The sequence below is a fragment of the Cellulomonas sp. A375-1 genome (assembly GCF_001040865.1).
Lineage (GTDB): Bacteria > Actinomycetota > Actinomycetes > Actinomycetales > Cellulomonadaceae > Cellulomonas > Cellulomonas gelida.
Map to the genome: position 1 here is coordinate 10,756 of NZ_LFKW01000156.1, position 9,021 is coordinate 19,776.

Here is a 9,021-nt window from a genome sequence, read left to right on the forward strand (position 1 = left end):
TGCGCCGGTGTCGCCGAGACTTCGTGACCACACACCGCGCCAGAACCGGTCGTGTTCCACGTGAAACGAGACGGCGCGGGCTCCAGCGACACGCACGCGCGACAGCGGGTCCGTCGCACGCAATCGCCACCACGCTGTCTCGCCCCTCGGCGACGCTGCCTCGGCGTGAGACGACCGAGGGTGGCCCTCCCCAGCGGGAGGACCACCCTCGAGACGAGCAGCGACGAGCGTCAGGGCTGGCGAACCACCACGTAGCGGTGCGGCTCCACACCCTCGGAGTCGCTCACAAAGCCCGCGGCGGCGACCGCGTCGTGCACGACCTTCCGCTCGAACGGGTTCATCGGCTCGAGCGACACGGGAGCGCCGGTCTCCTTCACGCGAGCGACAGCGTCGTTCGCCACGCCCGTGAGCGTCTCGCGGCGCGCGGCACGGTAGCCCGCGACGTCGAGCATGAGGCGGCTCCGCTCCCCCGTCTTCGCCTGGACGGCGAGTCGGGTGAGCTCCTGCAGGGCGTCGAGCACCTCACCGTCGCGTCCGGCGAGCCGGCGCAGCGAGCGATCGGACGGGTCCTCCGACACGATCTCGACTGCGGCGCGGCCGTGGTCGACGTCGATGTCGATGTCACCGTCCAGGTCAGCGATGTCGAGGAGCTCCTCGAGGTAGTCGGCCGCGATCTCGCCCTCCTCCTCGAGGCGGGTGGTCGGGGTCTCGGCGTCAGGCTGGGTGGTCATGCTGTCTCCGTTCGACGTGGCTGGGCCGCGGAGCGGCGTTCAGTTCTTGGGGCGGGGCTTCTTGCCACCCTGGCCTGGCTTCTTGGGCTGGCTCCCACCGGAAGACGCTCCCGGGCCCGAGCCCTTCGCGGAAGCACCCTTCGCAGGCGCACGCGTGGTGGGAGCAGCCTTCGTGGGAGCGTCCGTCACCGCAGCGTCCGTCACCGGAGCGTCCTCGACGGGGGCGTCGGACGTCGGGGACGCCTGCGCCGCGGCGGCTGCGCCGGGCGCCTTCGCACCGGCCACGGGGGGCTTCTGGCGGTCCTTGCGCTTCGGCTGCTGACGCTGGCCACGGGGCTTCTCGTCGACGACGGTCGACGGGGCCTCGATCACCGGGACTGCCTTGCCGCGGCGAGCGCGACGCTCGATCATCAGGCGCTCGGCCTCAGAGCCCGGCGCCGGCATACGACGGATCGTGTAGAACTGCTGACCCATCGACCACAGGTTCGTCGTCGTCCAGTAGATGAGGACACCGATCGGGAAGTTGACGCCCGAGAACGCGAAGATCAGCGGGAGCACGTACAGCAGCACCTTCTGCTGCTGAGCCATCGGACCGGTGAGCGCTGCGGGCGGCATGTTCTTGCGCGTCAGCTGGCGCTGCGTGAAGAACGTGGTCGCGGACATCGCGACGATGAGCATGATCGTGACGATCTGGATGTGGATGTCGCCGTTGGCCTGCATGAACGTGCCCGACAGGGGCGCGCCGAAGACGGTGGCCGACTCGGCGGACCCGGCGAGATCAGCGGTCATCGGGCCGATGTGGTCGCCCCGCGCGTAGGTGCCCTCGGACAGCGGCTTGAGCGAGTTGAGCACCCGGAACAGGGCGAAGAAGATGGGCGACTGCAGCAGGATCGGCATGCAGGACGCGAACGGGTTGGTCCCGTGCTTGCGGTAGAGCTCCATCGTCTCGCGGCTCATCGCCTCGCGGGACGCGGGGTCCGACTTCCCCTTGTACTTCTTCTGGATCGCCTGCATCTCGGGCTGCAGCAGCTGCATGCCGCGTGACGCCTTGATCTGCTTGACGAACAGCGGGATCAGCAGGATCCGGATGACGATCACGAGCCCGACGATGGACAGCGTCCACGCGAGTCCGCCATCGGCCTCGAGGCCGATGCTCGTGAGCAGCGAGTGGAACTGGACCATGATCCAGGCGACAGCGACCATGATCGGCTGCAGCAGACCGTCGAACCAACCCATGTGGGCAGAGCTCCTGTCGGGGTATCAGTGGGCGCTGTGCGCCACGTCGTGTCGGCGGGGCGAACGTGCGGGCGGCACGTCGTCCACGCCACCGGGCGTCCATGGGTGGCATCGCAGCAGCCGGCGGCCGGCGAGCCAGGTCCCGCGCAGGGCGCCGTGGCGACGGATCGCCACCACCGCGTACTGCGAGCAGGAGGGGTAGTAGCGGCACGTGGGTGGCGTCAGCGGCGAGATCGTGTGCTGGTAGACCCAGAGCAGTCCGAGAAGTGCCCTCCCGGGAAGGCGCACGACGAACCGCGCGACGCGAGCGATCGAGCTCATCGTGTGCCCTCCGCTCGTCGGACCGCGGTGCGCAGCGCACCGTCGAGGTCGGCACCCAGGGTCGGGTACGACGCGGTCGCCGCCGCAGGCTGCGCACGGACGACGATCGCCGACGTCGCCGGCAGCTCGTGCAGACGGGTCGCGACGAGGGCGCGCAGCCGCCGCTTGACGCGGTTGCGCACCACGGCGTTGCCGACACCCTTGGACACGACGAAACCGACCACCGGGCCATCAGGCCCGGGGTCGGTTCGACTCGTCAGGTGTACCACCAACGTCCCCCGTCCGCCGCGCGCACCGCGACGTACCGCCGTCTCGAAGTCGGCGGAACGACGCATCCGGTGCGCAGCGGGCAGCACCGACGCTGGGTCAGGCCGAGAGCTCGGAGCGACCCTTGCGCCGACGAGCGGCGAGGATCGCGCGGCCCGCGCGGGTCCGCATGCGCAGACGGAAGCCGTGCGTCTTGGCCCGGCGCCGGTTGTTCGGCTGGAACGTGCGCTTGCTCACGAGAGTTCTCCCACTTGGTCCATCGGATGGGCGCGCGGCACGCGCGACCTGGTCTTCTGCCCCGGCTCGACTGCTCCTCGCGGACACGCACCTGCGGTGCGTGCGGCGTCTGGGCGCGCCGACAGGAGCCATCAAAGGGCTGGGCAACGGTACGCCGTGGGCGGCGGGCCGGTCAAATGCGACCAGAGCCCCGCGTGCGCCTCGTCCGGCGGTCCGGAGCGGCTCGTCACCGGCCCGGCAAGGTCGACGCCCTGGTCAGAGCCCCCCACCGCGGGCCGACCAGGCGCGACGAGTCATTCGTCACCCCATCGGGCCCTGACTGCGAGCCCCTGTGGACACTAGCATCGTGCCTCGTCGCCTCCTGTGGATGGCGACACACGCACGCCCTGCGCGCCGGATCTCGCGACTCGACGACGAGCCGCGTCGTGATCGACATCTGTGCGGCCGCGAACAGGCCGCCGAGCCCGGCTCACAGGTGTGGACAAGTGTGTGGACGAAGAGGCTCCGTGCGAGACTCGCACGTCGAACGGACAAGACGACCCGAGGTAGGACGTGGCACAGGACGAAGAGCTCACTCGAGTCTGGGATCACGTCGTGAACTCGCTCGAGTCCAGCCCGGACATCACGCAGCGACAGCTGGCGTTCGTCCGGCTCGCCCAGCCGCTGGGCCTCCTCGACGGCACACTGATCCTTGCTGTGGGCAACGAGTACACCAAGGAGTACCTCGAGACGAAGGTCCGCACCGAGGTCACCGACGCGCTCAACGACGCGCTCGGTCGTGACGGTCGGTTCGCGATCACCGTCGACCCGCACCTCGTCGACGACGCGCCCCCCGCGGTGCGTGCGATGACGACGGCGCCCACGATCCAGCCGTCGGCGGCGGATGGCGACGACGACGAGCACGTCACCCACCGCGACGAGCCGGACCGGTCCGCGCACGAGCCCGACGTGCGCCGGCCTGAGCCGAACGGCGTCCGCAACGGCGGCCACCACCTGCCGAACGCGCGTCGGCAGCAGGCCGAGCCGGCGCGGCTCAACCCGAACTACCTCTTCGAGACGTTCGTCATCGGCTCGTCGAACCGGTTCGCCCACGCCGCGGCGGTCGCTGTCGCCGAGGCGCCGGCCAAGGCGTACAACCCGCTGTTCATCTACGGCGACTCGGGCCTGGGCAAGACGCACCTGCTGCACGCGATCGGTCACTACGCGCAGAACCTGTACCCGAGCGTGCGCGTGCGCTACGTGAACTCCGAGGAGTTCACGAACGACTTCATCAACTCGATCTCCGAGGGCAAGGCCGGTGCGTTCCAGCGCCGCTACCGCGAGGTCGACGTGCTCCTCATCGACGACATCCAGTTCCTGCAGGGCAAGGAACAGACGATGGAGGAGTTCTTCCACACGTTCAACACCCTGCACAACGCCAACAAGCAGGTCGTGATCACGTCCGACCTGCCCCCGAAACAGCTCAACGGCTTCGAGGACCGCATGCGCTCGCGCTTCGAGTGGGGCCTCATCACCGACGTCCAGCCGCCGGACCTCGAGACCCGCATCGCGATCCTGCGCAAGAAGGCCGGCGGCGACAACATGCAGGCGCCGCCGGACGTCCTGGAGTACATCGCGTCCAAGATCTCGACGAACATCCGCGAGCTCGAGGGCGCGCTGATCCGGGTCACGGCGTTCGCGAGCCTCAACCGCCAGCAGGTCGACCTGTCGCTCGCCGAGATCGTCCTCAAGGACCTCATCACCGACGACCAGACCACGGAGATCACCTCGACGCAGGTGATCGGGCAGACCGCCGCGTACTTCGGACTGACGATCGACGACCTGTGCGGCTCCTCCCGGTCCCGCGTCCTGGTGACGGCTCGGCAGATCGCGATGTACCTGTGCCGTGAGCTCACGGACCTGTCGCTGCCCAAGATCGGGCAGGCGTTCGGCGGCCGCGACCACACCACCGTCATGCACGCGAACCGCAAGATCCGTGAGCTCATGGCCGAACGTCGCTCGATCTACAACCAGGTCACCGAGCTCACGAACCGGATCAAGCAGCAGAACCGCGGCTGACGCAGCCTGGAGCCCTTGTGGAGTTCTCCCCAGGTTTTTCCACAACCGCAGGTCACACCCTGGGGATCATGTGAATCGCGTCACCCGATTGCCAATCCGGCGCCCGGCGTCGCCGCGCATGCGCCGCTGACCTGCAGTGACGCCGATCCGGACAGACCGGGGCATCTGGGCGCGCACCGTTTCGCCACAGAACCGGACAGACCGGGACGCTCTCGAGGGCACCTTCATCCCCAGGTCGAGACATGCATGGGACGAATACACACACCTGTGCACAGACCTGTGGACGACGGTGGACGACCGGACGTGTGATGTGGACGCAGGGTGGCGCGCCGGTGGACGACGAACGACAGGAATCTGGCCGTCCACCGTCATGCACCGGTCCGCCCCGGCGGTCCACATGCTGCATGCACACGACGATCCCCGGCCCGACCTGCACGAACGCCGCTCTGTCCACACAGTGCACAGACGCGATGACGACGACGACAACTTCTTGTCATGGGAATCCACACACCTTCGATGCCTCGAGCTCGACGAGCCGGGAGTCGTCCGCACCCGTCCTCGAATCACCAGGTCTGCACCGACTCCGGGTGTGGGACCTCTCGCGTAGTGTTCGCGTGACGGCGCCTGCCCACGGACGAATCACCGGCCGAGCAGACGCTCGTCGCGCACGTACGACGAAGTTCGACGAGAGGTAGTGGTCCATGAGGTTCCGGGTCGAGCGCGACGTTCTCGCCGAGGCCGTCACCTGGACGGCTCGCAGCCTGCCGACCCGTCCCCCGGTGCCGGTCCTCGCAGGTGTGCGCATCGAGGCCGACTCGAGCGGTGTCATCCAGCTCTCGAGCTTCGACTACGAGGTCTCCGCGCGGTCGCAGATCCCTGCCGACGTGAGCGAGGCCGGGACGGTCCTCGTCTCCGGCAGGCTCCTGGCCGAGATCTCCCGCGCGCTGCCCGACAAGCCCGTGGACGTCACGCTCGACGGCACGAAGGTCGTCGTCACCTGCGGCGCGAGCCGGTTCACGCTGCTCACCATGCCGGTCGAGGACTACCCGAACCTCCCGGTGATGCCGCCGGTCACCGGCACGGTCGACGGCGACGCGCTGACCCACGCGGTCGCGCAGGTCTCGGTCGCGGCGAGCCGCGACGACACGCTCCCCCTGCTCACGGGCGTGCGCGTGGAGATCGAGGGCGAGAAGGTCACGCTCCTGGCGACCGACCGGTACCGCCTCGCGCTGCGCGAGCTCACGTGGACCCCGGCGTCGCCGGACATCTCGACCGTCGCGCTGGTGCGTGCCCGCACGCTCTCCGACGCGGCCAAGTCGCTCGGCAGCGCCGGCGCGGTGTCGGTGAGCCTGTCCACCGGGGCCGGCGTCGACCTCATCGGATTCGAGGCCGCCGGCCGCCAGTCCACGAGCCTGCTCGTCGACGGCGACTACCCCGCAGTCCGCCGCCTGTTCCCTGACGAGACGCCGATCCACGCGATCGTGGGCACCACGCAGCTCGCCGAGGCCGCCAAGCGCGTGGCGCTCGTCGCCGAGCGGAACACCCCGATCCGGCTGAGCTTCGCGGACGGTCAGGTGGTGCTCGACGCCGGTCAGGGTGACGACGCGCAGGCGTCCGAGGCGCTCGAGGCGACCCTCGAGGGCGACGAGATCTCGGTCGCGTTCAACCCGCAGTTCCTGCTCGACGGGCTGGGAGCGCTGGACACGCCTTTCGTGCGGCTGTCGTTCACGCACCCGAACAAGCCGGTCGAGTTCACGGGCCAGGGCTCGGTCGAGAGCGAGGACGACAAGACGTACCGCTACCTGCTGGTCCCGATCCGCTTCGCGAGCTGACCTGCTTCGACGGCGCCTCCAGCGGTGCGGCCCGATCGGCACCCGGAGCGCGTCGTCGGCCGCGTGGTGCGTGAGCCGGTGTCGGCGGGCACAGTGAGAGCACGGAGCCGGCGGGGCACCGCCTCAGCAGCGAGGGAAGGACGGTCGTCATGAAGATCGGTCTCGTCGGTCTCGGCAAGATGGGCGCCAACATGCGTGAGCGCATCCGGCGCTCGGGCATCGAGGTGGTCGGGTACGACCGCAACGCCGACGTCACGGATGTCGACTCGCTCGAGGCGATGGTCGACGCCCTGCCCGCGGGTGACCGCATCGTGTGGGTCATGGTCCCGTCGGGGAGCATCACGGACGGTGTGATCACGCAGCTCGCGGACCTGCTCTCGGCCGGTGACATCGTGATCGACGGCGGCAACTCGTACTACCAGGACGACGAGCCGCACGCGGCGCTGCTGCGCACCAAGGGCGTCGGGTTCCTCGACGCCGGAGTCTCGGGTGGTGTGTGGGGGCTGGAGAACGGGTACGGCCTCATGGTCGGCGGTGACGCGGACCTCGTCGAGCGTGTCCTTCCGGTGTTCGACGCGCTGCGTCCGCCGGGTGACCGCGCGGAGGGCTTCGTGCACGCGGGCACGGTCGGCGCGGGGCACTACGCGAAGATGGTGCACAACGGCATCGAGTACGGGCTCATGCAGGCCTACGCCGAGGGTTACGAGCTCCTCGCCGCGAAGGACCTGGTCACGGATGTGCACGGCACCATGCGTGCGTGGACCAACGGGACGGTCGTGCGGTCCTGGCTGCTGGAGCTGCTGGTGCGGGCGCTCGAGAAGGACCCGGGACTCGCGGCGATCGACGACTGGGTCGAGGACTCGGGCGAGGGCCGGTGGACGGTCGACGAAGCGATCGACCTGGCCGTCCCGGCGCCCGTCATCTCGGCCGCGCTGTTCGCCCGCTTCGCGTCGCGGCAGGGTGAGTCCCCCGCGATGAAGGCCGTCGCGGCGCTCCGGCAGCAGTTCGGTGGGCACGCGGTCAAGCCCGCGGGCAGCGCGCCGAGTGCTCCCCCGCCCGCCTGACGAGCACCCCGCCCGACGAGCACCCCCGCCTGACGGTTACCGAGACCTCCGACGAGAGACGATGTACGTCGCCCACCTGCACCTCACGGACTTCCGTTCCTACCCGCACGCCGAGCTCGAGCTCGAGCCGGGTATCACGGCGCTCGTCGGTCCCAACGGGCAGGGCAAGACGAACCTCGTCGAGGCGATCGGGTACGTCGCGACGCTGTCGAGCCACCGCGTCCCCACCGACGCGGCGTTGATCCGGGCGGGCTGCCAGCGGGCGGTGGTGGGAGCGAAGGTGGTGCGCGAGCTCGAGCCGGGCCGGCCGCGCGCGTCGGTCGTCGAGGTCGAGATCACCGCGGGCAAGGCGAACCGCGCACGGGTCAACGGGGGCAGCCCGGTCCGGGCGCGCGACGTCCTCGGCCTGCTCCACACGGTGCTGTTCGCCCCGGAGGACCTCGCGCTCGTCAAGGGGGACCCGGACGGCCGCCGTCGGTTCCTCGACGCGCTGCTGGTGCAGCTCACGCCGCGCATGGCGTCGACCGTGAGCGACTACGAGCGCGTGCTGCGGCAGCGGTCGGCGCTGCTGAAGTCCGCGGGTGCGGCGAGCCGGGCGCGTCAGGGTGCGGACCTGCGCACGCTGGACGTGTGGGACGGCAAGCTCGCGCAGCTCGGGGCGCGTCTCGTCGTCGAGCGTCGCGCGCTCGTCCGCGCGCTCTCGCCGCATGTCGAGGCGGCGTACGAGCAGGTCAGCGCGGGTCAGGGCGACGCCCGCATCACGTACCGCGCGTCCCTCGAGGGTGCTCTGCAAGACACGCCGGACGGGCTCACGGCCGACGACGAGGCCGGGGTCGACCTGGTCGAGGCCCAGCTCCTGGAGGCGATGGGTCGTCTGCGGCCCAAGGAGATCGAGCGCGGCGTGTGCCTCGTCGGGCCACACCGTGACGACCTGGTCCTCACGCTCGCGGACCTGCCCGCCAAGGGGTACGCGAGCCATGGCGAGTCGTGGTCCTTCGCACTCGCGCTGCGCCTTGCGTCGTGGCGGGTCCTGGCGGCCGGCGGTCCGCAGGGTGATCCCGACGACGAGCCCGTGCTGATCCTGGACGACGTGTTCGCCGAGCTCGACGCGCGCCGCCGCGAGCGTCTCGCCGAGCTCGTCGCGCCCGCGCGCCAGGTGCTCATCACGGCGGCGGTGGCCGCGGACGTCCCCGAGCCGCTCGCCGGCGCCCGCGTCGACGTCATGGGCGGCGAGGTCTCGCGTGTCCTCTGACCAGCGCTCTCACCCGCGCAGGA

The 9,021-nt window shown here is 70.1% G+C and carries 9 protein-coding genes; 4 read left to right on the top strand and 5 right to left on the bottom strand.

Annotated features, from left to right (window positions below; translation table 11 throughout):
• Positions 1–230: 230 nt before the first annotated feature.
• Genes CWIS_RS17040 through rpmH form a run of 5 tightly spaced genes read right to left on the bottom strand, consistent with a single transcriptional unit; the run spans position 231 to position 2,792 of the window.
• The gene (locus CWIS_RS17040; RefSeq protein WP_048344548.1) at positions 231–731 is read right to left on the bottom strand and encodes a R3H domain-containing nucleic acid-binding protein; all 501 of its coding nucleotides are present in this window, start codon (positions 729–731) and stop codon (positions 231–233) included.
• A gap of 39 nt (positions 732–770) precedes the next feature.
• Positions 771–1,967 (bottom strand): membrane protein insertase YidC, encoded by a 1,197-nt coding sequence (yidC, locus tag CWIS_RS17045; RefSeq protein WP_048344549.1) that lies wholly within the window; start codon positions 1,965–1,967, stop codon positions 771–773.
• A 24-nt stretch (positions 1,968–1,991) separates the two neighbouring features.
• A complete protein-coding gene (yidD, locus tag CWIS_RS17050; RefSeq protein ID WP_082156574.1) occupies positions 1,992–2,288 on the bottom strand; it encodes a membrane protein insertion efficiency factor YidD in 297 nt (98 codons plus the stop codon).
• Entirely contained in the window at positions 2,285–2,623 is a 339-nt protein-coding gene (gene rnpA / locus CWIS_RS17055) for a ribonuclease P protein component (RefSeq protein WP_048344576.1), read from the bottom strand. Before rnpA ends, yidD begins: the two co-directional genes overlap by 4 nt.
• A 31-nt stretch (positions 2,624–2,654) precedes the next feature.
• Positions 2,655–2,792 (bottom strand): 50S ribosomal protein L34, encoded by a 138-nt coding sequence (gene rpmH, locus CWIS_RS17060; protein ID WP_013885212.1) that lies wholly within the window; start codon positions 2,790–2,792, stop codon positions 2,655–2,657.
• 552 nt (positions 2,793–3,344) lie between these two features.
• Here rpmH and dnaA point away from each other — a divergent pair.
• The 4 genes from dnaA (at position 3,345) to recF (ending at position 8,998) form a co-directional block, all read left to right on the top strand.
• Positions 3,345–4,850 carry a chromosomal replication initiator protein DnaA gene (dnaA, locus tag CWIS_RS17065; RefSeq protein WP_048344550.1) on the top strand — a complete coding sequence of 502 codons (1,506 nt, stop codon included), beginning with the start codon at positions 3,345–3,347 and terminating at the stop codon, positions 4,848–4,850.
• Positions 4,851–5,551: 701 nt separating this feature from the next.
• Positions 5,552–6,682 carry a DNA polymerase III subunit beta gene (gene dnaN, locus CWIS_RS17070; RefSeq protein WP_048344551.1) on the top strand — a complete coding sequence of 377 codons (1,131 nt, stop codon included), beginning with the start codon at positions 5,552–5,554 and terminating at the stop codon, positions 6,680–6,682.
• Between the two features lie 149 nt (positions 6,683–6,831).
• Complete coding sequence (gnd, locus tag CWIS_RS17075; protein ID WP_048344552.1) at positions 6,832–7,746, top strand: phosphogluconate dehydrogenase (NAD(+)-dependent, decarboxylating); 915 nt, start codon at positions 6,832–6,834, stop codon at positions 7,744–7,746.
• 61 nt (positions 7,747–7,807) lie between these two features.
• Positions 7,808–8,998, top strand: a complete 1,191-nt coding sequence (gene recF / locus CWIS_RS17080) for a DNA replication/repair protein RecF (protein ID WP_048344553.1) — start codon at positions 7,808–7,810, stop codon at positions 8,996–8,998.
• The last annotated feature ends 23 nt before the right edge of the window (positions 8,999–9,021 follow it).

Excerpts from the sequence above, each read along its gene's own strand:
- recF (WP_048344553.1), top strand. The coding sequence starts at position 7,808 with ATGTACGTCGCCCACCTGCACCTCACGGACTTCCGTTCCTACCCGCAC.
- CWIS_RS17040 (WP_048344548.1), bottom strand. The coding sequence starts at position 731 with ATGACCACCCAGCCTGACGCCGAGACCCCGACCACCCGCCTCGAGGAG.
- dnaN (WP_048344551.1), top strand. The coding sequence starts at position 5,552 with ATGAGGTTCCGGGTCGAGCGCGACGTTCTCGCCGAGGCCGTCACCTGG.
- yidD (WP_082156574.1), bottom strand. The coding sequence starts at position 2,288 with ATGAGCTCGATCGCTCGCGTCGCGCGGTTCGTCGTGCGCCTTCCCGGG.
- yidC (WP_048344549.1), bottom strand. The coding sequence starts at position 1,967 with ATGGGTTGGTTCGACGGTCTGCTGCAGCCGATCATGGTCGCTGTCGCC.
- rnpA (WP_048344576.1), bottom strand. The coding sequence starts at position 2,623 with ATGCGTCGTTCCGCCGACTTCGAGACGGCGGTACGTCGCGGTGCGCGC.
- gnd (WP_048344552.1), top strand. The coding sequence starts at position 6,832 with ATGAAGATCGGTCTCGTCGGTCTCGGCAAGATGGGCGCCAACATGCGT.